The following is a 24,355-nucleotide window of genomic DNA, read 5'->3' as shown; positions in this document are numbered from 1 at the left end:
TCATGACATTCACGACAGCGCCCGTCACGGTCGTTGTGGACGGAGGGTACGAACTTGCCGAGGGCGGCCGCTGGGCCGACGGCCGGTATGTGTACGTCGGCATCCTCGCCGGCCGGTTCTACGAACTGCGCGACGGCACCGGTCCCTCGGCCCCGCGCCGACTGGCCCGGCTCGACGTTCCGTTGGGCGCCGTCGCCCCGGTGAGCGACGAACCGGACGTGTGGATCGCCGCCGCGGGCACCGGCGTCGCGTTGCTCACCGCCGACGGCGCGCTGGAGTGGCTGGACCGCCCCGAGGACCACACCCCCGTCCCCAGCCGGATGAACGACGGCGTCGCCGACCCGGCCGGCCGCTTCTGGGCGGGCAGCATGGCCTACGACGGCACCCGGGGCGCGGGCTCGCTCTACCGAACCGACCCCGACGGCACGGTCGTACGCGTCCTCGACGGGCTGACGATCGCCAACGGGCCCGCCTTCAGCGCCGACGGCACGACCATGTACCTCGCCGACTCGGCCGCCGGCACCATCCTCCGCTGCTGTGTCGATCCGGTCTCGGGCGACCTGTCCGGCGGCCCGGAGAGCTTCGTCCGCCTGGGCGGCGACGAAGGGAGCCCCGACGGAATGACCGTCGACGAGGAGGGCTGCCTGTGGGTCGCGATGTGGGGCGCCGCCGCGATACGCCGTTACCACCCCGACGGCCACCTGCTCCACACCCTGAGCGTCCCCGCCCCGCACCCCACGTCGGTGTGCCTGCACCCCACCGACACCCGCCTCTACGTCACCACGGCCCGCCACGGGGTGCCCGACCCGACCGCGGCCTCCGGTGCCGTGCTCACCATCCCCGAACCGGTCAGGGGAACGGCCGCCTGCTCCTGGCGGGGCCGGTACTGACACATCCCCGACGCCGTGCCGTGACGGCGACGGTCGTGGTTATTTCTCGATGCCTCCGTGCAGGACGCCGGGGTAGAGGGCGAGTTCGGTGGGGACGTCGGCGTGGGCGAGGCGCTGGGCGTAGTCGATGTCCTCGTCGCGGAACGCGTCGTACTGGCAGGCGATGACGAACGCGGGCGGCAGCCCGGACAGGTCCTGGACGCGGGAGGGTGCGGCGTAGGGGGAGACGTCGGTGGTGCCCCGACGGCCCTCGCCGAGGTAGCAGTCCCAACTGACCTCGGTGGCACGGCTGTTCCACAGCGGGACGTCGTCGTAGTCCCGCATCGACGGTGTCTGGAGACGGTCGTCGAGTTCGGCGACCCCCAGGTACTGGAAGCAGAGCGCGGGTCCGCCGCGGTCGCGCGCGAGGAGGGTCACCGCGGCGGCGAGGCCGCCCCCCCGCGCTCTCCCCGGCGATGCCGAGTCGGTCGGGGTCGATGCCCAGTTCGCTCGCCGACTTCGCGGTCCCACGTCAGGGCCGCGTAGCAGTCCTCCAGCCCGGCGGGGAAGGGGTTCTCCGGGGCGAGGCGGTACTCGACGGAGACCACGACCGTGCCCGGCGGGCGCGTAGACGCGGACCATGACGTCGGGTGCGCCCTCGGGCCCGGGGACGGTGACGTCGCGGGTGCTGATCGCGACGTCCGGCTCGTAGGACGGCAGTCCGTTGCGGACGGCTGCCTCACCTATGGCGCGCCGTTCACGGACATCCGCGAACGGTCCGTTCGGGAGCATTTCGAGCCAGGGGGTGATCTCGGCGTCGTACGCGTAGGTCATGAAATCCTCCTCAACAGGGGGCGAGGACGGAGGGAGCCGCCGCGGTGGTCGATCGCGGCGGCGCGCTCCGGCTTCGACCAAGCAGGGCGGGGCCGGCTGCTCTAGAGGCTGAAGACGATTTCGGCCCGGTCGCGCTTGGTGGTGTGCAGATCCCAGTAGATGGGGGAGATCTCCTCGGGCTGGGTCGTCGGGAAACCGGGAACGGCCGGGATACCGATCGAGACGTCGATGCCGACGTGGGCGGCCTGGATCCCGGTGCCGTCCAGCTCCTTGTGCAGGTTGATCACCCAGTTGCGGAGCGCCGCGGCGGCGGCGTTGACGTTGCCGACCTGCGGCACGGGGTCGATGGAGCCGGCGCCGGTGGTGTAGAGCAGGGTGCCCGAGCCGGCCTGCCGCATCGCGGGCAGCACTGCCCGGGTGGCGGTGATGGCCCCGTAGAGCTGGAATTCGATCTCATGTTGGACATGAGCCGGTTCGGTCTCGGCGGGAGTGGTCAGAACGGTGGTGCCGAGCGTCCCGACCGGGGAGTACTCCAGGACGTCGATGCCGCCGAACTTCGCGGCGGCGTCCTGGAGTGCCTTGCTGAGGGCGTCACGGTCGAGGACGTCCGCGGGGAAGGCGGTGGCGTCGATGCCCTCCGCGGCGAGTTTGCCCACGAGGGTGTCGAGCTTCTCGCGGTTGCGGGAGATCAGGGCGACATCGAAGCCCTGGGAGCCGAAGGTGCGAGCGATGGCCAGGCCGAGCTGAGGGCCGGCCCCGATGATGGCGATGCTGGTCACAGTGATCCTTTTCGTAAGGCGGACAAGAAGACGGGAGCATCCGGAAAGGCCTATCCAATTCAAGATCCGGATAGGGCATTCCGCTTCGCTGCGCCCAACCGTACCACCAAAACTGGATAGGGCAATCCGGTTGCTAGACTGGCCGGTATGACCCCTGGCGACCAGCATCCCGACGCCCCTGCCGCTCAACCCTTGCGCAGTGACGCCGAGCGCAACCGGGAACGGATCGTCGCCGCCGCGCGCACGGTCTTCGCACGGGACGGCCTCAATGCCTCCATGGCGTCCGTGGCCCGCGAGGCAGGGGTGGGGATCGCCACCATGTTCCGGCGCTTCCCCAGCAAGGCGGAGTTGGTCGACGCCGTCTTCATCGACCGCATGACCGCCTACGCCGACGCGGTCACCGCCGCCCTCGACGATCCCGACCCCTGGCACGGCTTCGTCGGCTACGTCGAGACCGCCTGCGCGATGCAGGCCGCCGACTACGGCTTCGCCGACGTGCTGACCACGACGTTCCCCGCTGCCAAGGCCCTGGAGCACTGTCGCAACGAAGCGTACGAGGGCATGGTCGAGCTCATCGGCCGCGCCAAGGCAACCGGCCGCCTGCGTGAGGACTTCGACCCTTCGGACCTGGTGCTGGTGCACATGGCCAACGCCGGCGTCGTCAACGCCACCGGCGGCGCCGCACCCGACGCCTGGCGGCGCGTCGTCGCCCTGCTGATCCAGTCCTTCGAGACCCCGACCCGCGGCCCCCTGCCCGCCTCACCCGAGCATGAGGCCCTCTACCAGGCCATGCTCCGTCCCGGTCCGCCGGGCGTCGCGGCGCCCGAGTCGGGCGATTGACTCAGAGGAAACGTCGGTCCACAGGGTGACGTGATGTGTCCTGTCGTCGAACATTGCCTGCTGCACGATGAACCCGCCCAGCACCACCACAGCCGCGCGTGACTCGCCCCAGGATGCGCGAGACTCCGGCGGTCCTCGGGGAGCGGCGTCTCACCCTGCGCCGGTACCGATAGGCCCGGCCTATACAGGGCATCGATTTTTGGTCGTGGACCCGTGACGTGTGGCCCGGTTCACTGTGGCGCAAGCTGGCGCGCACCGATCGGGCTCGGTGGCGCGCGATCAGGGAGGCTGCAATGACGCATACCCCAGGCGGCGGACGAGCCGAGCGGGCCGCGCGTATCGGGGCGACGCCGTGGTACCGGCAGTTGTACGTCCAGGTGCTGGTGGCGATCGTGATCGGCATCGTGCTGGGCTGGCGCCGGCCGGATCTCGCGACCGACATGGAGCCGATCGGCACGACGTTCATCACCGCGATGAAGATGCTGATCGGCCCGATCGTCTTCCTGACGATCATCGGCGGCATCGCCGGAGTCGCGGACCTGAAGAAGGTCGGCCGCACCGGCGTCAAGGCGCTCGCCTACTTCCAGGTCGGCACGCTGGTCGCTCTGCTGTCCGGGCTGGTCGCGGTCAACATCTTCCGCCTCGGCGACGGTGTGCACGCCGACCCGGCGGCCCTCAAGACGTCCGGGGACGCCACTCAGTACATATCTCAGGGAGAGCACCAGCACTGGTGGGAGTTCCTGACGGGGATCGTGCCGAACAGTTTCTTCGGCCCGTTCGTCGAGGGGAACATCCTTCAGGTCATCTTCCTGGCGGTGGTCTTCGGCATCGCGATCAAGATGGTCGGGAAGACTGGCGAGCCGATCATCGCCGCCGTCGGACGCCTGACCGAGGTCGTCTTCAAGGTCCTGTCCTTCATCATGAAGGCCGCACCTCTGGGCGCCTTCGGCGCGATGTCGTACGCCATCGGGAAGTTCGGCCTGTCCACGCTCACCAGCCTCGGCTCGCTGATCGTCCTCTTCTACGTCACCTCCGCGCTGTTCGTGGTGGTAGTGCTCGGCGGTGTGCTCGGCCTGTACGTGCGGCTGAACGTCTTCCAGCTCTTCCGCTACTTCAAGGAGGAGTTCTGGCTGATCCTGGGCACGTCCACGGCCGAGCCCGCGCTGCCCGGCCTCATGCGCAAGCTGCAGTTCATGGGCGCGGAGCGCTCCACCGTCGGCCTGGTCGTGCCGACCGGCTACAGCTTCAACCTCGACGGGGCGGCCATCTACCTCTCCCTGGCCACCCTCTACATCGCCCAGGCCACCGATACATCGCTGTCTCTGGGCCAGCAACTCGGGCTGCTGGCCGTCATGTTGCTGACGTCGAAGGGAGCGGCGGGCGTCGCCGGCGGTGGCTTCATCGCGCTCACCGCGACGCTGTCGACGGTCGGTTCGGTTCCGGCCGCGGGCATCATGCTCATCTTCGGCATCGACAAGTTCATGTCGGAGTGCCGGGCGCTGGTGAATTTCTACGGCAACGCGGTGGCCACCCTGGTCGTGGCGAAGTGGGAGAACGGCCTGGACCTGGCGAGGGCCCGCGAGGTACTGGCCGGCACGGCGGGCGAGCCGCCCCTGGCAACGGATGCGGAAGACGTCCGGCCGGTCGCCGCCTCCGGCCCCCCGCACACCGCCGAGGTGACGCCCTGATGGTGTCCGTGCTCATCGCCCCGGACAAGTTCAAGGGCTCGCTCAGCGCTGACGAGGTGGCACGCGCGCTGGAACGCGGGCTGCTGGAAGCCGCCCCCCGGACCAGGGTCGACCGCCTCGCGCTGGCGGACGGGGGAGAGGGGAGCGTGGCCGCGGCCTGCGCGGGCCGGTTCAGCCCCGAGAAGCTCACGGTGACCGGGCCGACCGGTCGGCCCGTGACGGCGGAGGTCGCGGTGCACGGCCGTACCGTCCTCATCGAGGCGGCGGCCGTCTGCGGACTCGGCATCTTGCAGGGCGGTCACAAGGCGCCGCTCACGGCCACCAGCCGGGGCATCGGACAGGCCGTCCGGTACGCACTCGCAGGCGGGGCGGACACGATCGTCCTCGCGCTCGGCGGGGTCGCCACCACCGACGGAGGCGCCGGGATGCTCCAGTCCCTCGGCGCGCTGCTGACCCGGGAGGACGGCTCACCGATCGGTCCAGGCGGCGGAGGACTGGCCGACCTCCGCATGGCCGATCTCGCCGAGGCCCGCGCTGCTCTGACGGGAGTCGATCTCGTCCTCGCCACCGATGTGGACAATCCGCTGCTCGGGCCGACGGGCACGGCCGCCGTCTACGGCCCCCAGAAGGGGGCGACCGAAAGCGAGGTGAGGGAACTGGACGACGCCCTCGCCGGGTTCGTACGGCGACTGGAGGCGGGGGGAGTCACGGAGGCGGCACGCTGTGCCGACGCCCCCGGTGCGGGGGCAGCCGGCGGCTTGGGGTACGCCGGGATGCTGCTCGGCGGGCGCGTGTGCTCGGGCGCCGACTACTTCCTCGCCCTGCTCGGAGCTGATGACCTGCTGGCCGCGAGCGACTTCGTCGTGACCGGCGAAGGCAGCCTCGACGAGCAGTCCCTGTCGGGCAAACTGCCGGTCGCACTCGCCCGGCGGGCCCGTCGACTGGGCGTGGCGGTGCACGCGGTGGCCGGCCGCTGCACCCTGCCCGAGGACCGAACCGCCGCCCACTTCCGTTCCGTCCAAGCCCTGACGGACCTGACCGACCAGGACTGTGCGCGGGACAGCGCCCTGTCCGCACACCTGCTCGCCCAGTGCGGGCGGACCCTCGCCGACCGCTGGATCGAACGCGGAGGAACGGAAACCAGCAGGTAGGCTCGCTGCGCCTGTCGTACCAGCACACAGCGGGGAGGTGCCGTGGACGCCCGGCAACTGGAGTACTTCCTGGCCATCGTCGACCACGGCGGCTTCAGCAGGGCCGCCGCCGCCCTTCACGTGGCCCAGCCCTCGCTGTCCCAGGCCATGGCGAACCTGGAGGCGGATCTCGGGGTGGCCCTCTTCCACCGGGTGGGCCGGGGTGTCGTCCTGAGCGAGGCGGGCCAGGAACTGCTGGAGCCGAGCCGGCGCGTACTGCGCGACCTGGCCGCCGTACGCGACACCGCCGCTGCCCTCGCGGGACTCCACGGCGGCACGGTCGAGGTCGCCACCATGCCCTCGCCCGGCATCGAACCCCTCACCACCCTCATCCACCGCTTCGCCGCGCTGCACCCGTCCGTGACCGTCAGCACGCACGCCGCCTTCACCCCCGACGAGGTGATCTCCCTGGTCCGCAGCGGTGCCTGCGAACTGGGCCTGCTCGGCAGCGCAACTCCTGTCCATCCGAACGCCCTTGACGTCCTGCACGTCGAGGACCAGCCCTTCGTGGTCGTCGCCGCGCCCGGCGGGACGATCGAGGACGACGTCACCGTCCGGCCCGAGGACCTGGCCGGACAGAAACTCATCGCGTCGCGCACCGGCAGCCTGATGCGCCAGATCGTCGACGACATCACCGCGGGGGGCACCGGCACGGAGATCGTGACGATCGTCGACCACCGCACGTCGATCCTGCCGCTGGTCCTGACCGGTGTCGGGGTCGCCGTCCTCCCGTCGTCCTGGACCCGGCTGGCCCGCCGCTGCGGAGCGGTGGTGGCCCCGATCGAGCCGACCGCTCACCTCCACGTGGCGATGGTCAGCCTGCCCGCTCACCTCACGCCGGGTGCACGGGCGTTCCTCTCTCTCACCAGATCGCTGGCAGAGCGGCGGGCCCCCGGCGCCTGACGCAGGACCGATCGGCCACGCCTATACGTCGTATCGAAAGCAGGTCTTGGACGCGCCACCGAGCCGGTGTGTTGACTCGAACCGACCGCACGACAGCGAGCCGGAGGCATCCATGACAGCCGCACCCCGCACGTTCCGTATCGCCGCCATCCCCGCCGACGGCGTGGGTAGGGAAGTCGTCGCCGCCGGGCGCGCCGTCCTGGACGCCCTGGCCGAGACCTCCAAGCCGACTGCCGCTCCCTTCGCCTTCGCCTGGGAGGAGTTCCCCTGGGGCTGCGACTTCTACGAGCGAACCGGCAAGATGATCGACGACGACGGCCTGGAGCGGCTCAAGGACTTCGACGCGATCTACTTCGGCGCGGTCGGCTGGCCCACCGTCCCCGACCACATCAGCCTGTGGGGCCTCCGCCTGAAGATCTGCCAGAACTTCGACCAGTGGGCCAACGTCCGCCCCGTGCACTTCCTGCCTGGCGTGCACAGTCCTCTGCGTAAGGCCGACGACACGGACCTCGACTGGGTCGTCGTCCGCGAGAACAGCGAGGGCGAGTACGCGGGCCTCGGCGGCCGCAACCTCGGCGGACGCGGGCCCGGCGGCGAAGTCGCCGTCCAGTCCGCCCTGTTCACCGAGGTGGGCTGTGAACGGATCATGCGCTTCGCCTTCGACCTGGCCCGCACCCGGGACCGCAAGAAGGTCTCCTCCGTGACCAAGAGCAATGCTCAGCAGTACGGCATGGTCCTGTGGGACGACGTCTTCAAGCGCGTCTCCGCCGACTACCCGGACGTGGAGACCGAGAGCGTGCTGGTGGACGCGATGTCCGCGAAGTTCGTCCTGCACCCCGAGGACCTCTCGGTCGTCGTGGCCTCCAACCTCAACGCCGACATCCTTTCCGACCTCGGCAGCGCCCTCGCCGGCAGCCTGGGCCTGGCCGCCAGCGCCAACCTCAACCCCGAGCGCCGCTTCCCCAGCATGTTCGAGCCCGTGCACGGCTCCGCCCCGGACATCGCGGGGCAGGGACTGGCCAACCCGATCGGTGCGGTCGGCAGTGCCGCGCTGATGCTGGAGCACTTCGGCCTGCCGGAGCAGGCGGCCCGCCTGAACAAGGCGATCGAGGCCACGACCGCGGCGGGTATCCTCACTCGCGACGTCGGCGGCACGTCCACGACGGAGGACGTGACCAAGGCCCTGATCGACGCTCTCAAGGCCTGAGCGGCCCGATCGATCGTCCGGAGCGACTCAGTGCGCGACTCGTTCTCCTTCGCCCGCTGTTCCGGCGCGCACCTGCCCTGCGCGAGAGGCAGTGACCGGCGCACGCACGTAGGCCCGTGATGTGACGGTTGGCCGGGGCCCGCCTCGGGCCCTGGCCAGCCGGGACGCGCAGAACATGACGACCCGCGCTGGGGGGGTCAGCCCTCGGCATCCCCGATCGGCAGCACGGCGAGAGCCTGTTCGACCGCTGCCAGGACTTCCACAGGCGCCTTGTCCAGCGGCTCGCGGAGTGCGCGTCCGGCCTTCCACCGTGTCGTCCGGCGGAAGGTGTCAGCGCGTGCCACGTCGAGGCCCGCTATCGCACCGAGCACCGCATGGTATGCCTGCTGATCGTCGATGATCGTGGCCAGGCTGCTGCTGAGAGTCAGCGGGCTTCGCGATGGAGTGGGCTTCGGATGGTCTTCGACCCACCTGTGGGTACCGCTTCCGACCATGAACCTGTCCCCGGAGGGGAGCTCGACGACAGCACTGGTGTTGGGCGGTACCTGTGCGTGAAAGTGCACCTGGTCACCTTCCCGACGCCAGCCCGCGCCTGCACGTCCATACGGTGTCTCGTGCCACGCCGAAGCGTCGTCCAGGTCGTTCAGCACGGTGGGCGCGATCCGGATCACGCGGTAGGCCGGTTCCAGGGGAGAGAGACCGGCGACATGCGTGTGGAGCCAGTCGGCCACGGCGCCCAGGGCGTAGTGGTTGAACGAGGTCATCTGCCCAGGGTTGATCGATCCGTCTTCGAGCATCGAGTCCCAGCGCTCCCACACGGTGGTGGCACCCATCATCACCGGGTACAGCCACGACGGGCACTCCGTCTGGGCCAGCAGCCTTGAGGCGGCGGCCGCGTGCCCCGTGGAAGAGAGTGCCTCACAGATGATCGGGGTGCCGACGAAGCCGGTGGAGATGCGGTAACCGGCGGCGCGGACGAGGTCACGCAGGCGGTCGCCGAGCGCTTGACGTCGCGCACCGTCCACCAGACCGAAGACGATGCTGAGGGCGTAGGCGGTCGGCGCGTCGGACATCATGCGGCCGCGCGGGGTGACGTAGGCGTCGCGGAATGCCTGCCCGATGCGTGCGGCCAGATCTGCGTAGCGACGGGCGTCGTCGTCCCGGCCGAGCAGGGCGGCCGCCTTGGCGGTCAGATCCGCCGACCGGAAGAAGTAGGCCGTGGCCACGATGCCGGCGTCGGTCTTGGCGTCGCCGGGCTTCTCGGGTGGTGCGTCGGGGTCGAGCCAGTCGCCGAACTGCAGCCCCTCCTCCCACAACAGGGCGCCCTTCGTCCTGGACCTGACGACATCGACCCATGCCGCCATCCAGGGGAAGCACCGCTGAAGGATGTCACGGTCCGCGAAGCGCTCCCACAGGACGGACGGTACGACCGTGATGGCGTCCCCCCAGGCCGCGACCGGTTGGAAGAGGCCGGGCACCTGCGGGATCACCGCGGGCACGACCATGGGCACGACTCCGTTCGCCGCCTGCTGCTCAAGCATCACGTCGTCCAGCCAGGACCGCAGGAAGGCGCCGCAGTCGTACAGGAAGGTGGCGGTCGGGGCGAAGACCTGGAGGTCGCCGGTCCAGCCGAGGCGCTCGTCGCGTTGCGGGCAGTCCGTCGGGACGGAGAGGAAGTTGCCCCGCATGCCCCATACGACGTTGTCGTGAAACCGCTGCAGGAGTGTGTGCGAGGTGGTGAAGCCACCGGTTCTCGGCATGTCGGTGTGCAGGACGGCGGCCGACACCTGGTCCGGTGTGAGTGTGTCGGGCCAGTTGTCGACCTGCACATAGCGGAAGCCGTGGAAGGTCCACCTGGGTTCCCAGGTCTCCTCTCCCTCTCCGCTGAGAACGTAGCGGTCCGTCGCGGCGGCGTTGCGCAAGGGCCGGGTGCCGAGTTCCCCGTGTTCCAGCACCTCCGCGTGGCGCAGGGTGATGGCATGTCCTCGCTCTCCGCTGACGCGGATGCGGAGGCGACCGACGAGGTTCTGTCCGAAGTCGAGGACGGTCTTGCCGCTCGGCGTGGTCAGGACCCGTTCGACGGGGCGGTGCTCGACGACACGGACCGGCGGCAGGGCGCGCGGGGTCGGAATGACCTCCGGAACGGCGACCGTGCGCACCGGCGCCCAGGCCGAGTCGTCGAACGACGGACCCGACCACCCCGGCATGTGCCGTCGGGCGTCGTAGTTCTCGCCCTGGTAGAGGCTCGCCGACACGACCGGCCCCGGTGACCAGCGCCACCGCTCGTCCGTGAGGACCGTCTCCACGGTCCCGTCCTCGTATTCGAGCGTGAGCTGCGCGGCCGCGGCCGGAGCACCTTGGTAGAAGCGGCGCGCGGCGTCCCGGAAGCCGAAACGCTCCGTGTACCAGCCGCCGGTGAGGACGATACCGAGGGCGTTGCGGCCGGGACGGATATGAGTGGTGACGTCCGCCACGTCGAGATGGACACGCCACTGGTAGCTGGTCCAGCCGGGTTTCAGTTCGGCGTCGTCGACCGCGGCTCCGTTGACCTGAATGTCGTAGGCGCCGAACGCGGTGGAGTGCAGCAGGGCTCGCCGCACGGTGCCCCGTACGTCGAAGTCGGCCCGCAGGAGGTGGGGCGTCTCGGAACCGGAGCCGATGAAGCGGGCCTGCCAGCCGTCGGGGGGCAGGAAACCTGCTGTGATCTCCGTGTCCGCGCTCCACGGGGAACTCGATCCGTCCTGCCCGTGGACCCGGACCCGGACCCGGGCCGTCTCGCGGGGTTCGAGCGGCGGGAAGGGCCAGGGGACGTGGACAGCGTCAGGTCCGACGACCCGAACAGTCGTGGTCACGCCCTGGCGTGTGACGGCGACCTCGGCCGCGGACTGCATCCACGAGGGCAGCGCGGTGGTGGTCTTCCAGGAGAGCGGGGGACAGGGGACAGGTGTGAAGGTGTCGTCGGTCCAGCCGATGCGGACGGCGTGGACGCGCACCTCGTGTTCCGTGGTCGTCACCGGGCGTCTCCGGCAACCGGGGCGTCCAGGGTGCGCGGCGCCGCCAAGGACGCTGAGGCGGCACGGTCGCGGCGGATGATCAGCATGCCGATGAATCCCGAGACCAGCGCGAAGAAGGTCAGCAGGTAATAGAGGCCGGACGGGCTCCAGTCGATCAGCGCCGGTGTGACGAGCGCGAACGCCGACGCGATGAAGCGGGCGATGGCCATGGTGGCGCCCTGGACCGTTGCCCGGGCGTTGACCGGGAACGACTCCTGCGTCCAGATCTTGTACAGCGCCTCACCGACGAACGGGAAGCCGATGTTGTAGAGGACGAGGGCGGCGATCATCGCGGGCAGGATGACTCCGCCGGTGACGGCGATGAGCAACTGGCAGGAGGCGAACACCGCGACGCCCGCGGCGAAGAACCGGCTGCGCCACCTCGTGTCGGCGATACGGGTGAACACGATGGTCCCGGCGAGGCCGATGAGCGTGGTCACGAAGGACAGTGCGGTGGCGACGGTCTGGGAGGTGTCGCCGACCTCGACGAGGAAGTAGGTCTTGAACGAGCCGAAGGTGTTCGCGACGAGGGTGAAGAACAGATAGAACAGAGCGGTCAGGAGGATCATGACGCGGAACGTCCGGTCGCGGAACAGCGTGCGCAGCGGAAGCGCCCGGAGGGGGTCGACCCCCGAGGAGGTGTGCCGGGCGTCGGACTCCGCCTCCAGCTGCCGGAACGGTGTGTAGAAGGAACGGAACGCGAAGGTCGCCACGGCGAGTGCCGCGAGCGTCGCGAAGATCAACCTGATGCCGAACGTGCCGAGCGTGGACACGGCGAACCCCAGAGAGGTCGCGAACACCACACCGGCGGTCCACATCACATGGGTGAACGCCACGAGCCGGCCCTGAGCACCGGCCGGGGCCCTCTCCGACAGCACGGCGATCGAGGTCGGCAGGTCCGCTCCGGCCGCCATCCCGATCAGGATGACGCCGACGACGAGAACAGTGGAGTTGGGTGCGAGGGCCACCGCGACGGCAGCCACGGCGTACAGCAGGATGGTCAGGGAGAAAACCCGCCCACGGCCGAAGAGATCGGCGACGCGACCTCCGGTCAGGGCGCCGACCGCGATGAACAGCGTCAGGGTCGATCCCAGTACGCCCACGGTCCAGACATCGAGTCCGAAGCTCTCCTTCCACAGAGCCAGCCCGAGACCGACCGAGATGATGGCTCCCGAGTCGAGGAATGAGGCCATGCCGGCGGCCACGGCCAGCATCCAGTGTCTGCGGTCGAGCTGTGGCGAGCCCGCGTTCGTCTCCGCCATGAGGTGCTCCATCCTTCACCGGCGGTCTTCCGCCCAGCCAGTGGTAATACGTTTCAACGGTGTTGCGGGCAATGAGAACGGCGGAGTGACAGCGCCGTCAAGAGGCCAGCAAGGAAAGAGGTGAAACGATTTACTAGCGCTGTGCGGGGCGTCACGCACAGTGACGCAGGGAGGGGTCAGGTGCCGATGGTGGAGGCACGTACCACCAGTTCGGGCGTGAACTCGATCTGGTGGGCGACGCGTTCCTCGCCCACGGCTTCGGAGCCACGCAGGAACGCGATCTCGTCGAACAGCAGGTCCGCCGCGGCTGCCCCCAACTGGGCATGCGGTGTGCGCACCGTGCTCAAGGGGACGATGGTGGACTGGGCGAACTCGATGTCGTCGTAGCCCATGACCGCGATGTCCTCCGGTACGCGAACGCTCCCGCCCGTCACGAAGGAGCTGACGATCCCGATGGCCAGCAGGTCGTTGACACAGAAGAGGGCGTCGGGGCGGTCGGCGGGCCTGCGACGGGCGAGCCGGTCGGCGCACGCGATGCCGGCCTCCACGGTGCGCTCGGGCACGGAAATGATCTCAAAAGCGGCGTCGGCCACTGTTTCGATCACGGACAGCGCTCCCCGCTGCCGGTCCGCGACCTGTTGCAGGTCCAGCGAGGACGCGACGAACCCGATCCTGCGACGGCCCAGTTCGATGAGGTGCTGGACGGCGAGCCGAGCGCCTGCCACATGGTCCGTCGAAACCGACGCCTGGCCGGGGGAGACCGCGCGTCGTGCGCTGAGCACACTCGCGATGCCGCGCCGCCGCAAACGCGCCAGTTCGGCTTCCACGTCACCCACCGGCGAGATGATGACACCGGCCACGCGCTGCTGCTCGAAGAGCTTCAGATACTCGCGCTCGCGCATACGGGAGCCGGTGTCGTTGGCCATGAGCAGATACATGTCCTGGGCGGAGACGCGCCGCTCGATCGCGGCGGCGATCTCCGGAGTTGTCGCGCTGGCCAACTCGAACGCCACGTACCCGATCACCGGGCTGACACCGGTCCGCAGCGTGCGGGCCGCGTCGTTGGGCACGAAACCCAGCGTCTCCACCGCCTGCCGGATCCGCTCCCGAGTCGCATCCGAAAGTTTGCGGGGTTTGTGGAAGTAGTTCGAGACCGTGGCCTGGGACACCTGGGCGAACTCGGCGACGTCCCGAATCGTGACCTTGTTCAGAAATCCTCCCCAGCCCTGGCCTTGCCCGTGTGGCCTGCCAGGATTCATCGTAGTCCCGGCGCCCACAGCGACCGGGCCCATGGTCCGGACGGAGCCGGTGGGTGCCCCACGCCCACCCGTGTCGGGGGACCCCGCCCGGAGCGCTGTCGCACCGGGCGGTCGGAAGGAGTCCCTCGTACCGCGGGCGCGCGGCCGGCGCGGTCAGGATGGATTCGCCTCCGATGCGATGGCCCGGCCGCGGTTCCGGGCGCGCTGGACCAGCAGGCCGGTGACGCCGAGCGCGAGCACGAGGTAGAGGACGATCGTGATCGGACTCGACACCAGCACCGACGGGTCGCCTTCGCTGACCGCCATCGCGCGGCGGAACTCGGTCTCGGCGAGCGGGCCGAGGATGACCGCGATGAGGACGGGGGCGACGGGCAACCCGTAGCGGCGCATGGCGAAGCCGAGGAGGCCGATGGCCAGCACGAGGACGAGGTCGAGGATCTTGCTGCTGGTCGCGTAGACACCCAGCATGGCGAACACGGTGATCCCGCTGTAGAGGTAGTGCCGGGGCACCTTGAGCAGCTTCGCCCACAGCGGCGCGAACGGCAGGTTGAGCACGAGCAGGACGGCCATGGCCACGAAGAAGCTGGCCAGCAGCGCCCACACCAGCTCACTCGCCCGCTCGAAGAGCAGAGGTCCGGGCTGGAGGCCGTACTGGCGGAACGCGGCGAGCATGACGGCGGCCGTCGCCGACGTCGGCAGGCCCAGCGCGAGCAGGGCCCCCATCGCGGTGCCCGCGGTGGCGTTGCCCGCCGCCTCAGGACCGGCCACGCCCTGGATGGCGCCCTTGCCGAACAGGGAGTCCGCGCGACGCGACCCGAGCCTGCGCTCGGTGCCGTAGGACAGGAACGTGGGCACCTCGGATCCGCCGACGGGGATGATGCCGAACGGTACGCCGATCGCGGTGCCGCGGAGCCACGCGGGTATCGCCAGCCGGATCTCCGCACGCGACAGCCACAGCCGGCCGGTGGACGGCATGACGCGCAGGTCCTCCTTGGTCCCGCGTCGTGCGGCGACGGCGATGACCTCGCCGAGGGCGAGCAGGCCGACGGTGATCACCACGATGCTGATGCCGTCGAACAACTCCGGCATCCCTCCGGTGAAGCGTGCGGTGCCGGACATGCCGTCGACACCGACCAGCGCGATCGCGAGGCCGATCACCAGGGCGGCCAGACCCCGGAGCACCGACTCGCTCACCACGGCCGAGATCGCGACGAACGCGAACACCGAGAGCGCCAGGTACTCGGCGGGGCCGAAGAGCGTGGCGAGTTCGGCCAGCGAGGGGGCGAAGAACACCACGAGCACGGAGGACAGGATGCCGCCGACGAACGCGCCGATGGCGGCGGTCGCGAGCGCCTGGGCCGCCCGCCCGGACCGCGCCATCCGGTGGCCCTCGATGGACCCGGCGATCGCGGTGCTGTTCCCGGGGGTGTTCATCAGGATTCCGGCGGTCGAGTCACCGAACAGCCCGCCGAACAGCACGCCGGCGAACATGATGAACGCGCCGACCGGGTCGAGCGAGAAGGTCACGGGCAGCAGCAGCGCCACCGCCATCGCCGAACCGAGACCGGGCAGCACGCCGACGGCCGTGCCCAGCAGGGCGCCGACGAGCACCCACAGCATGTTCATGGGCGTCAGGATCGTGAGGAAACCGTCACCGAGGTTGCCTAGTGATGACATCAGAACACTCCTGCCAGGACCCCTGGGGGAAGGTTGAGGCCCAGTCCCGCGGAGAAGGCCAGCTGAACGATGGACGAGATGGCGATCGACAGGAAGATGTCGAACACCGGCCGTCGGCTGCCGAGCGCCCGCGCGACGCCCCAGAACAGCAGCGCGCCGGACAGCAGCCAGCCGAGCGGGACGAGCAGGGCGATGAACGCCACGATCGTGCCGACGAGTCCGGCCACCGCCCCCCGATTGCTGCGGACCCGCGTCGCACCGGCGCCGGCGGTATCGTCGGCCGCGCCCTCGGAGACGTCCACAGGGGCGTCCGTGGAGGCGCTGGAGGCGGTGACGTCGGCTGCCTCGGCGGTCCGTGCGGCGGTGCCGGCGTCCGTGGCCGGGTCCCCGTCCGCCGGGCCGGCGACCCGCTCGGGTTCGGGGCGGCGCAGTACGTCGATGCCCAGGAGGACGGCGAACACGACGCACGCGACGGCGACCACCGTGGGGAACAACTGCGGTCCCGGCGAGGCGACGTTGGGCGGCACCTCCATGGTGAGCGTTCCGGCACCCAGCACGATGCCGGTGACGAGCAGCAACAGCGGAACGATCAGGCCGGTGCGGCGGCGTAGGCAGGCGGCCGGGCCCGACTCCGGCGCGGGGTGGGTGGTCACAGCCCCAGCTCCTTGATGATGGCGTTCACCCTCGCCTGGTCCTGGCGGATGAACTCGGCGAACTCGTCACCGGTCAGGAGGCTCTCCACCCACTTGTTACGGGTGAGGGCGTCCTCCCACTGGGGAGTGCGGGTCGCCTCGGTGACGATGTCGGTCAGTTCCTGTCGCTGCTCGTCGCTGATGCCCGGCGGGGCGACCAGGCCGCGCCAGTTGGGCAGCGACACGTCGACGCCCTGCTCGATGAAGGTCGGGGTGTCGATGCCCGGCACCGGCTCGTCGGCCGAGACCGCCAGGGCGCGCAGGTTGCCCTCCTCGATCTGGTCGCGGAAGTCGTTGTAGCTGCTGACCCCGATCTCGACGGTGTCCGACAGCAGTGCTTTGAGTACGTCGCCACCGCCCGCGAAGGAGATGTAGTTGACCTCCTTGGGATCGATGCCGGCCTCCTTCGCGGTGAGTCCGGCGAGCAGGTGGTCGGTGCCGCCGAGCCCGCCGCCGCCGACGGCGTGGCTGTGCGGATTCTTCCGCCATGCCGCGATGAAGTCCTGGAGCGTCCGGTACGGGGAGTCGGCGGGGACGATGAAGACCTCGTAGTCCTCGGCGAGCCGGGCGATCGGCGTGGTGTCCTCCAGGTCCACGCGCGACTTGTTGACCGTGATGGCGCCTTCCATGACGGTGCCCGTCATCATCATCCGCGTCGGGTCGGCGCCGAGCTCGACGAACTGTCCGAGCCCGATGGTGCCGCCGGCGCCGGGCACGTTGACGACCTGGACGTTGCCGACGATCGAGTCGGCCCGCAGTGCCTGCTGGAGCTCGCGTGACGCGAGGTCCCAGCCACCGCCGGGCGCGGCGGGGGCCGTGATGGTCAGTTTCGACCTCGGAGTGGCGCCCGAGGTGGAGTCGCTGGCGTCCACGGCGGCGGCGCCCGCGAGCACCAAGGTGCCCACGGCGCCGAGGACGCCGAGCAAGAAACGTTTCCTCTGCACGATCACTCCCTTGTGATCTCCTACGGAGCTGATCCGGCGGTGGCTGGTTTCCCCAGTGTGTCCACCTGATGGATATTCATGACCGCCAGATGGTAAACAGTCCCTCAGGGGAGAGGCAATGGAACCGACACGATCAAGGAGGGAACCGATGTCCCCGACGACCGACGGTGGCGGCGGGATCCGGGCGGTGAGCCGGGCGTGGCAGGTGCTGCGCGCGTTCACCCCGGAGCGCATGTCACTGACGCTGAGCGACCTGGTCCGTGAGACCGGCCTGCCGAGGACCACCGTCCTGCGGCTGGTGGAGACGCTGGCCGGGGAAGGGCTGGTGGAGTCGGGAGCGGACGGGCGGGTCCGGGTCGGCACCAGCCTGATCGCCTTCGCCGCCTTCGCCGACACGGCCTGGACGGTCCCGCCCGCCTCACTGGCACGGATGCGAGCACTCGCGGCCGAGACAGGCGAGACCGTGAGCCTGTACGTACGGGAGGGCACGCGTCGGGTCGTGGTCGGCCAGGCCCCCAGCCCCAGCACCCTGCGCCATGTGGTCGAGCCGGGCGACGTCCTGACGATGTCCGCGGGATCCGCCGCCTACGTGCTGCTCAGCCTCGAACCGCCCGAGGCACGAGGCCGGCTCATCGAGCGCATCGTCGCGGAGTCGGGCGGCGACGCCGAGGCGATCCGCGCCGGAACGCAGACCGCGGTGGAGCGGGGCTGGTGCGTCACCCACGGAGAGCGCGAACCCGGCAACAGCGGTCTGGCGGTACCCGTCCCGTTTCCCGCGGGCGCCGCACCCGCCCGTCCGCCGGTGCTCGCCGTCGGCGGGCCCACCGTGCGGTTCACCGAGGACAAGATCCCCGGCTTCGTGCACGCCGTCCGCCGCTGCGCGGAGGACATCGCCCGGACCGGTCTGCCGCCCGCACTGTACTGACCAACCGCCAACCGCCAACCGCCAACCGCAAGCGGCCATCCGCCATCCGCCAGCCGAAGGAGAACCGTGCACGACTATCCGCCCCCCGGAGTGCTCCCCGTCGCCACCGTGTCCGACGCCATGGACCGGTTCGGCGTCGCCGACGGCATCCGCCCGATGTGGCCCGGCGCGGTCCTGTCCGGCCCCGCGTTCACCGTGTGGACGAGGCCCGGCGACAACAAGGGCCTCCACGCCGCGTTCGAGACGATCCGGCGCGGGGAGGTGCTCGTCGTCAACGGCGGCGGGGACGCGACCCGGGCGCTGATCGGTGAGCTGGTGGCGCAGAAGGCGAAGGCGCTGGAGGTCGGCGGCATCGTCCTCGACGGCGCCGTCCGGGACGTCGTCGAGCTGGCGCGGCTGGGTGTCCCGGTGTTCGCCCGCGCCGTCACGCCCGCGGGACCGTGGAAGACCGGTCCGTACCGAGTGGCCGGCCCGATCGCCGTCGGCGGCGTGCCGGTCACCCCCGGGGACTGGGTGCTCGGTGACGACGACGGGGTGGCGATCGTCCCGGCGGGGCAGGTCGACGTCGTCGTCGCGGACTCGCGCCGGCTCATCGAGGGCGAGGCCGAGCGCCGGGCGGCCAACCAGCGGCTGGTGCCCCGTGACTGAACGCCCGCTCGTCTGGATTCCCCGGCCGGTTCACGAGGACGCCCTGGCCCGCCTGCGCCCGCACGCCGACGTGCGCCCGGGGTACGGCCCCGAGGGCGTCCCGTTCGACGAGGTCAGCGACCGGGTCACCGCCATCCTGCTGCGTACCGAACGCGTCGACGGCGCCATGATGCGCCGCGCGCCCCACCTGCGCATCGTGGCCCGGCACGGCGTCGGCCTCGACACCGTGGACGTGGACACCGCGCGGGAGTTGGGGATCACCGTCACCACCACCCCGACGGCCAACAGCCGGTCCGTCGCCGAACACGCCGTGGCACTGCTGCTCGCCGTACGCCGGGGCATCGGCATCGCGGTCCGAGGCGAGGGAGACACGCGGGCGGCGATCCGCGGCCGCGAACTCTCCGGCACGACACTGGGACTCATCGGCTTCGGCCGTATCGCCCGCGAGGTCGCCGCGATCGCCGGCCGGGGCTTCGGCATGCGTGTCCTGGCGCACGACCCGATGGTGCCCGCGTCCGTCATGACGAGCGCCGGCGCCGAACCCGCCGACCTCCCGACGCTGTTGTCCCGGGCCGAGCACCTCAGCCTGCACGTCCCGCTGGCCGAGGGGACCCGGAACCTCATCGGCCTGCCGGAACTCCTCGCACTGCCCGAGGGTGCGGTGGTGGTCAACACCTCGCGCGGGGGCGTCCTCGACGAGTCCGCCCTGCTCGACGTCGTCCGGCGGGGACACCTGGCGGGCGCCGGTCTCGACGTCACGGCCGTCGAACCACTTCCGTTCGACCATCCGCTGCGCGACGAGCCGTCGATCGTCATCACCCCGCACACCGGCGCGCAGACCGCCGAGGCGCTGCGCCGCATGGCGACCGAGGCCGCCGACCACATCATCGCCCACATCACCTGAGCCGGCACCGCCCAGTACCACCAGATGGTTCGCTTGTACCGCTGAATGGTTGCGTGGTGTGATGAGCGGGCCTGCTCACCGGCGAGGGCCCGCCTCGCCGCGTGCCGGGACACGACGAGACACAAGGAGACGGCATGCCCGAATCCGACGCCGGCGGCGTCCGCAGTGTGCAGCGCGCGGTGGACCTGCTCGCCCTCTTCGACGCCGAGCATCCCAGCCGGTCCGTGCGCGAACTGGTCGACGCCACCGGACTGCCGAAGACCACCGTGGTGCGGCTGGTCCACACCCTGGAGCAGTGCGGTCTGCTCTGGAGCCGGGGCGACGGCCACCTCGTCCCCGGCACCGGCCTCCTGCGGTGGGCGGAACTGGCCGGCCGCACCTGGCGGTTGCCGGAGGAGGCGCTGCGCCGACTGGCCGAGCTGAGCGAGGCGAGCGGAGGCGAGACGGTGTCGGTCTACGTCCGCCAGCGGAACACCCGCGTCTGCGTCGCCCGCCACGAAGGCACCCGCATACTGCGCCACGTCGTGCGCGTCGGAGCGGAGATGCCGCTGTGGTCGGGGGCCGCGAGCCACGTACTCCTCTCGCGCTCGGACCACGCCGACGTCGCGGCGGTGGCGTCCCGAGCACCGGGCGACGAGTGGGCGGAGCGGCTCTGGGAGCACACCCGCAAGGCCGCCGCCGACGGCATCGCCGTCAGCCACGGCGAGCGCGAGCCCGGCGTCTCCGGTGTCGCGGCGCCAGTGTTCGCCGCATCGGGCAGCCTGACCGCGGCGGTCGCGCTGGGCGGCCCGACCGCCCGCTTCACCGACGACGCCGTCGCCGGTTTCACCCCCGCCCTGCTGGACACCGCACGAGCCCTCACCACACTCGACTGCATCGGAGGCACCGCCTGATGACGACCCCTCTCCTGGAGGGCGTACGGATCCTCGATCTGACCAACGTCCTCGCCGGCCCCTTCGCCGGCTACCAACTCGCCCTGCACGGCGCCGACGTCATCAAGGTCGAGATGCCCGGATCCGGTGACCTCGCACGGCAGTTGGGCGCCGACCGTGCTCTCGGCGAGGAACTGCTGGGCGCCTCCTTCCTGGCCCAGAACGCGGGCAAACGCTCCCTCACCCTCAACCTGAAGCACCCCGACGGGCGGGAGGCACTCCTGCGCGCGGTCCGCGAGGCGGACGTGCTGCTGGAGAACTTCCGCCCCGGTGTGATGGACCGGCTCGGCGTCGGCTGGAAGACACTGCGCGGCGAGAACCCCCGGCTCGTCTACTGTGCGATCTCCGGTTTCGGACAGACCGGCCCCCTGCGGGACCGCCCGGCGTACGACCAGATCATCCAGGGCCTCAGCGGCATGATGAGCGTCACCGGCACTCCCCGGACGGCACCGCTGCGGGCAGGGTTCCCCGTCGCCGACACGCTCGGCGGCATGGCGGCCGCCTACGCGGTGGCGGCCGCACTCGTGCGCCGCGGACGCACCGGTGAGGGCGCCTTCGTCGACGTCTCCATGCTGGAGTCCGCGCTCACCGCCATGGGCTGGGTCACGTCCAACTACCTGATCAGCGGACGCGTACCCCACCCCATGGGCAACGAGAACTTCACCGCCGCCCCGTCCGGCACCTTCCGCACCGCCGACGGCCACCTGAACATCGCCGCCAACCGGCAGCAGCAGTTCACGACCCTGTGCCGGCTCATCGGGCGCGAGGACCTGACGACCGACCCGCGCTTCACCCACCCCGCCGACCGCAAAACGCACCGCGACGCCCTGCGCGACGAGGTGGAATCGGGCCTGGCCGCGCGAACGGCGGCGGAGTGGGAGGAGATCCTGTCCGACGCCGGTGTACCGGCCGCACGCGTGCTGTCCGTACAGGACGCCCTGGGCCTGGACCACCTGGCCGCGCGCGGCTTCGTCCACGACCTCCCTTTCCCCGACGGACGCGAGCGTCCCTTGCCGGTCCTGGGCAGCCCGGTGCGCGTGGACGGCGAACCGGCCGCGGCCCCCGCTCCGCCGCCACTGCTGGGCGAACACACCGACGACGTGCTGAGGGAACTCGGTTACGCCCCGGCGGAGATCACCACGCTGCGCGAAGGCGGTGCGATATGAGCGGGACGACCGTACCGGCGGCCGGTGACGGACCGGAGGGGGACACCGCGGACGGGGATCAGAGGATGATCGCCGAGCGCTCCGTGACCGACTGGTGGTCCACCGCGGTGAGCGAGATCCACCCCGGCGTGATCCGGCTGCGCGGCTACCCCGTCGAGGAGCTCATCGGCCGGGTCACCTTCGCCGAACAGATCTGGCTGATGCTCCGCGGCGAACTGCCCACGCCCGGCCAGGGCCGCCTTCTGGAGGCCGCGCTGGTCGCCGCCGTCGACCACGGCCCGCAGGCCCCGTCGATCGCCGCGGCCCGCATGGCGGCCACCTGCGGTGTGGGACTGAACAGCGCCGTCGCGACCGGCGCGGGCCTGCTGGGGGACGTCCACGGCGGAGCGGGCCAGCAGTGCATGGAGGTACTGCAACGGGTGGTCGACGGCGAGGAGGCCGCCGCGATCGTCGCCGAGTACCGCCGTCGCCGCGCCTACGTCCCGGGATTCGGCCACCGCTTCCATCCCCGCGACCCCCGGCGGGACCCCCTGCTCGCGCTCGTCCGGGAGGCGGCCCACGCGGGCGAGGTCCCCGGCCGCGCCCTGGAGGCCGGACTCGCGCTGGAGGCCGCGCTCGCCGAGGGCCGGGTCCGTCCGGTACCCATGAACATCGACGGGGCCACCGCGATCATCTACGCGGAACTCGGCTTCCCGTCCGAGCTCGGCCGGGGCCTGTTCGTCCTCTCCCGCAGCGTGGGCATCCTCGCCCACGCCTGGGAGGAGACCCAGAGCGGGGCACGCATCAAGGGACCGCTGCCCCGGCCGCTGCTCGCGGGCTACCACGGCGTCCCGAAACGCCACCCGGACCGGACGCAGTCCGGTCCCGTGAGAGGTGAGGGGTGAGGGGCGAGCGCTCCCGGAGGGCCAGGGACCGTTGACAGCGCCGCCGCCTGACGTCGTAGAACCAGCGCACAACCAATCAAGTCTCCCGCCAGTCGGTTCTGGCATGACACGTCTTCGCATATCCCCACGTGCCCGGGCCGCACTCGCGTCCTCGCTCACCGCCTCCGCACTGCTGACTGTGGGCGCGGCAGGGCCCGCGTCCGCCGGCAGCGACCAGCTCTGGACGTACTCCGAGCCGTATGAGCTGGTCCTGCCCGGCGCATACGAGGACGCGCCCGGACCCGAGCGGACCGTCGCACTCAAGGTCACGCACGACAACACCAACAACCAGGTCGGCGCCGGACGGATCAGCGTGGACGCCGGCGACCTGGCCGCGTTCGCGAAGGTCACCTGGCCCGCCAACTGCACTCCCGAGACCGACGCCACCGCCGTATGCGACGTCCCGGCGCTCACCGGGACCGACGCGGTGACGGCCGCCGTGCTCAAGGTCAGCGCGTTGGCACACGCCCCTGAGGGCGGGGAAGGCAATCTGCGCTACACCGCTGTCGCGGGCGCCCTGACGTCCCCTCAGGGCGAGACCCGGGTGACCGTCGGCAACGGCCCCGACCTGGCTCTCAGCGAGTCGCCGCGACAGGACGGCGTCACGCCCGGCTCCAGGATCACCGTCCCCGTCACCCTCGGCAACAACGGCAACCGCACCGCGGACGGCGCCCTGCTGCGCCTGTTCGCCTCCCGCGGCCTCACCTTTGCCGAGCGGCCCGCGAACTGCGAGTACCGGGACACGGAAGTGGGGACCGAAGCACTGTGTGTGCTTGATGAGCCGATCGCCCCCGGCCAGTCGTCGACCCTCACCAGTCCGCTGAAGGTCGGCGAAAACGCCTTGTACGAGCGGTACGACTACTCGGTCGAGCCCTACTCCGACGAGGCCCTGGAAGCGGCCCGAGCCGGAAGGACGTACACGCGGGGTACCGGAGCCGAGCTGGAGGCACAGCCCGCACGGGCCATCGATACGGCCGCCGCCGGGACCCCCGTCCCCGATCTGGACCCCCAGGACAACTACCGGACCGTGATCATCCACGCGACGAACACCGCCGACCTCAAGCTGATCGGCAGCCGTATCGACGGCACGGTCGGCGACACCGTACGGGCCGACGTCACGGTCAGGAACCGCGGCCCGGCCTGGATCGCCTCGCTCGGGGCGGGTGAGCCCGCCGCCACCGTCGACGTCCGGATCCCCTCGGGCACGACCGTCACCGCCAAGCCCGAGGAGTGCTACGCGCGGACCGACGACGGCGAGTGGCTGGAGGAGCAACTCGGCGCACCCCGCTACTTCTGCGCCACGCCGATCTACCTGAACGAGCGTGCGACCCACACCTTCTCCTTCGACCTGCGCGTCGACCGTGACGGCACGTTCCGGTCCACGGTGGCCATCGACAACGACCAGTACGAGCCGCCCATCCGTTCCTTCGATCCCGACCTGGCCAACAACTCCGCCGCCCTCGTCGTCAGGGGCCTGACACCGAACGGTGAGGCCGGCTGAGAAAAGCCTCCGCCGACGGACACCTTTGTGGTGAAGCCGCCGTTCTGACATCCAGGCGGGCCGGGGCATAACAGGTCGTCACTTTCGTCCAAGCGCCGACGATCTTTGTCCATGGACGGGCCCGCGGCCAGGGCCGAGGGTGGGGCCATGAGCGAATTC

Annotated in this window: 20 protein-coding genes and 1 pseudogene; 13 read left to right on the top strand and 8 right to left on the bottom strand. The window is 70.7% G+C overall.

Annotation, left to right across the window (positions count from 1 at the left end):
• Nucleotides 1-2 precede the first annotated feature (2 nt).
• Nucleotides 3-890 (top strand): SMP-30/gluconolactonase/LRE family protein, encoded by an 888-nt coding sequence (locus IE262_RS01230; RefSeq protein WP_189870581.1) that lies wholly within the window; start codon nucleotides 3-5, stop codon nucleotides 888-890.
• A 39-nt stretch (nucleotides 891-929) separates the two neighbouring features.
• Here IE262_RS01230 and IE262_RS40125 read toward each other — a convergent pair.
• Both IE262_RS40125 and IE262_RS01220 read right to left on the bottom strand, forming a co-directional pair.
• Nucleotides 930-1,480: pseudogene (locus IE262_RS40125) on the bottom strand (alpha/beta hydrolase); the annotation flags it as partial.
• A 324-nt stretch (nucleotides 1,481-1,804) separates the two neighbouring features.
• Nucleotides 1,805-2,482: an SDR family NAD(P)-dependent oxidoreductase gene (locus tag IE262_RS01220; RefSeq protein WP_189870579.1), complete on the bottom strand. Its 678-nt coding sequence runs from the start codon at nucleotides 2,480-2,482 to the stop codon at nucleotides 1,805-1,807.
• 147 nt (nucleotides 2,483-2,629) lie between these two features.
• On the opposite strand from IE262_RS01220, the gene IE262_RS01215 reads away from it, so the two are divergent.
• The 5 genes from IE262_RS01215 (at nucleotide 2,630) to IE262_RS01195 (ending at nucleotide 8,310) form a co-directional block, all read left to right on the top strand.
• Nucleotides 2,630-3,322: a TetR/AcrR family transcriptional regulator gene (locus tag IE262_RS01215; protein ID WP_189870577.1), complete on the top strand. Its 693-nt coding sequence runs from the start codon at nucleotides 2,630-2,632 to the stop codon at nucleotides 3,320-3,322.
• A gap of 293 nt (nucleotides 3,323-3,615) precedes the next feature.
• Nucleotides 3,616-5,010 carry a C4-dicarboxylate transporter DctA gene (gene dctA, locus IE262_RS01210; RefSeq protein WP_189870575.1) on the top strand — a complete coding sequence of 465 codons (1,395 nt, stop codon included), beginning with the start codon at nucleotides 3,616-3,618 and terminating at the stop codon, nucleotides 5,008-5,010.
• Nucleotides 5,010-6,161, top strand: a complete 1,152-nt coding sequence (locus tag IE262_RS01205) for a glycerate kinase (protein WP_189870572.1) — start codon at nucleotides 5,010-5,012, stop codon at nucleotides 6,159-6,161. The genes dctA and IE262_RS01205 overlap by 1 nt, the downstream gene beginning before the upstream one ends.
• Before the next feature lie 42 nt (nucleotides 6,162-6,203).
• Nucleotides 6,204-7,103, top strand: a complete 900-nt coding sequence (locus tag IE262_RS01200) for a LysR family transcriptional regulator (RefSeq protein ID WP_189870570.1) — start codon at nucleotides 6,204-6,206, stop codon at nucleotides 7,101-7,103.
• A gap of 112 nt (nucleotides 7,104-7,215) precedes the next feature.
• Nucleotides 7,216-8,310, top strand: coding sequence for a tartrate dehydrogenase (locus IE262_RS01195; RefSeq protein WP_134039402.1), 1,095 nt, complete (start codon nucleotides 7,216-7,218; stop codon nucleotides 8,308-8,310).
• A 197-nt stretch (nucleotides 8,311-8,507) separates the two neighbouring features.
• Here IE262_RS01195 and IE262_RS01190 read toward each other — a convergent pair whose 3' ends face one another.
• The 6 genes from IE262_RS01190 to IE262_RS01165 form a co-directional block, all read right to left on the bottom strand.
• Entirely contained in the window at nucleotides 8,508-11,324 is a 2,817-nt protein-coding gene (locus tag IE262_RS01190; RefSeq protein ID WP_189870568.1) for a family 78 glycoside hydrolase catalytic domain, read from the bottom strand.
• Entirely contained in the window at nucleotides 11,321-12,625 is a 1,305-nt protein-coding gene (locus IE262_RS01185) for an MFS transporter (protein WP_189870566.1), read from the bottom strand. Before IE262_RS01185 ends, IE262_RS01190 begins: the two co-directional genes overlap by 4 nt.
• A gap of 176 nt (nucleotides 12,626-12,801) precedes the next feature.
• Entirely contained in the window at nucleotides 12,802-13,884 is a 1,083-nt protein-coding gene (locus IE262_RS01180) for a LacI family DNA-binding transcriptional regulator (RefSeq protein ID WP_134039405.1), read from the bottom strand.
• Nucleotides 13,885-14,037: 153 nt separating this feature from the next.
• Complete coding sequence (locus IE262_RS01175) at nucleotides 14,038-15,561, bottom strand: tripartite tricarboxylate transporter permease (protein WP_189870564.1); 1,524 nt, start codon at nucleotides 15,559-15,561, stop codon at nucleotides 14,038-14,040.
• Nucleotides 15,561-16,214 carry a tripartite tricarboxylate transporter TctB family protein gene (locus tag IE262_RS01170; RefSeq protein WP_229877038.1) on the bottom strand — a complete coding sequence of 218 codons (654 nt, stop codon included), beginning with the start codon at nucleotides 16,212-16,214 and terminating at the stop codon, nucleotides 15,561-15,563. The genes IE262_RS01175 and IE262_RS01170 overlap by 1 nt, the downstream gene beginning before the upstream one ends.
• Nucleotides 16,211-17,197: a Bug family tripartite tricarboxylate transporter substrate binding protein gene (locus IE262_RS01165; protein ID WP_189870562.1), complete on the bottom strand. Its 987-nt coding sequence runs from the start codon at nucleotides 17,195-17,197 to the stop codon at nucleotides 16,211-16,213. Before IE262_RS01165 ends, IE262_RS01170 begins: the two co-directional genes overlap by 4 nt.
• 148 nt (nucleotides 17,198-17,345) lie before the next feature.
• Between IE262_RS01165 and IE262_RS01160 the strand changes: the two genes are divergently transcribed.
• The 7 genes from IE262_RS01160 (at nucleotide 17,346) to IE262_RS01130 (ending at nucleotide 24,196) form a co-directional block, all read left to right on the top strand.
• Nucleotides 17,346-18,122, top strand: a complete 777-nt coding sequence (locus IE262_RS01160; RefSeq protein WP_189870559.1) for an IclR family transcriptional regulator — start codon at nucleotides 17,346-17,348, stop codon at nucleotides 18,120-18,122.
• A gap of 66 nt (nucleotides 18,123-18,188) precedes the next feature.
• A complete protein-coding gene (locus tag IE262_RS01155; protein WP_189870558.1) occupies nucleotides 18,189-18,770 on the top strand; it encodes an RraA family protein in 582 nt (193 codons plus the stop codon).
• Nucleotides 18,763-19,674, top strand: a complete 912-nt coding sequence (locus tag IE262_RS01150; RefSeq protein ID WP_189870556.1) for a hydroxyacid dehydrogenase — start codon at nucleotides 18,763-18,765, stop codon at nucleotides 19,672-19,674. The genes IE262_RS01155 and IE262_RS01150 overlap by 8 nt, the downstream gene beginning before the upstream one ends.
• A 134-nt stretch (nucleotides 19,675-19,808) precedes the next feature.
• Entirely contained in the window at nucleotides 19,809-20,567 is a 759-nt protein-coding gene (locus IE262_RS01145) for an IclR family transcriptional regulator (RefSeq protein WP_189870554.1), read from the top strand.
• Nucleotides 20,567-21,772: a CaiB/BaiF CoA transferase family protein gene (locus IE262_RS01140; RefSeq protein WP_189870552.1), complete on the top strand. Its 1,206-nt coding sequence runs from the start codon at nucleotides 20,567-20,569 to the stop codon at nucleotides 21,770-21,772. Before IE262_RS01145 ends, IE262_RS01140 begins: the two co-directional genes overlap by 1 nt.
• Entirely contained in the window at nucleotides 21,769-22,656 is an 888-nt protein-coding gene (locus IE262_RS01135) for a citryl-CoA lyase (RefSeq protein WP_229877037.1), read from the top strand. Before IE262_RS01140 ends, IE262_RS01135 begins: the two co-directional genes overlap by 4 nt.
• 103 nt (nucleotides 22,657-22,759) lie before the next feature.
• Complete coding sequence (locus IE262_RS01130) at nucleotides 22,760-24,196, top strand: COG1361 family protein (protein WP_229877036.1); 1,437 nt, start codon at nucleotides 22,760-22,762, stop codon at nucleotides 24,194-24,196.
• Nucleotides 24,197-24,355 lie beyond the last annotated feature (159 nt).

The sequence above is a fragment of the Streptomyces bluensis genome (assembly GCF_014650715.1).
Classification (GTDB): Bacteria; Actinomycetota; Actinomycetes; order Streptomycetales; family Streptomycetaceae; genus Streptomyces; species Streptomyces bluensis.
Note: the sequence above shows the minus strand (reverse complement) of the source record. Positions and strands in the feature narration are given on the sequence as shown.

Excerpts from the sequence above, each read along its gene's own strand:
- IE262_RS01215 (WP_189870577.1), top strand. The coding sequence starts at position 2,630 with ATGACCCCTGGCGACCAGCATCCCGACGCCCCTGCCGCTCAACCCTTG.
- IE262_RS01205 (WP_189870572.1), top strand. The coding sequence starts at position 5,010 with ATGGTGTCCGTGCTCATCGCCCCGGACAAGTTCAAGGGCTCGCTCAGC.
- IE262_RS01140 (WP_189870552.1), top strand. The coding sequence starts at position 20,567 with ATGACGACCCCTCTCCTGGAGGGCGTACGGATCCTCGATCTGACCAAC.
- IE262_RS01160 (WP_189870559.1), top strand. The coding sequence starts at position 17,346 with ATGTCCCCGACGACCGACGGTGGCGGCGGGATCCGGGCGGTGAGCCGG.
- IE262_RS01145 (WP_189870554.1), top strand. The coding sequence starts at position 19,809 with ATGCCCGAATCCGACGCCGGCGGCGTCCGCAGTGTGCAGCGCGCGGTG.
- IE262_RS01135 (WP_229877037.1), top strand. The coding sequence starts at position 21,769 with ATGAGCGGGACGACCGTACCGGCGGCCGGTGACGGACCGGAGGGGGAC.
- IE262_RS01130 (WP_229877036.1), top strand. The coding sequence starts at position 22,760 with ATGACACGTCTTCGCATATCCCCACGTGCCCGGGCCGCACTCGCGTCC.
- IE262_RS01185 (WP_189870566.1), bottom strand. The coding sequence starts at position 12,625 with ATGGCGGAGACGAACGCGGGCTCGCCACAGCTCGACCGCAGACACTGG.
- dctA (WP_189870575.1), top strand. The coding sequence starts at position 3,616 with ATGACGCATACCCCAGGCGGCGGACGAGCCGAGCGGGCCGCGCGTATC.
- IE262_RS01230 (WP_189870581.1), top strand. The coding sequence starts at position 3 with ATGACATTCACGACAGCGCCCGTCACGGTCGTTGTGGACGGAGGGTAC.
- IE262_RS01180 (WP_134039405.1), bottom strand. The coding sequence starts at position 13,884 with ATGAATCCTGGCAGGCCACACGGGCAAGGCCAGGGCTGGGGAGGATTT.
- IE262_RS01195 (WP_134039402.1), top strand. The coding sequence starts at position 7,216 with ATGACAGCCGCACCCCGCACGTTCCGTATCGCCGCCATCCCCGCCGAC.
- IE262_RS01175 (WP_189870564.1), bottom strand. The coding sequence starts at position 15,561 with ATGTCATCACTAGGCAACCTCGGTGACGGTTTCCTCACGATCCTGACG.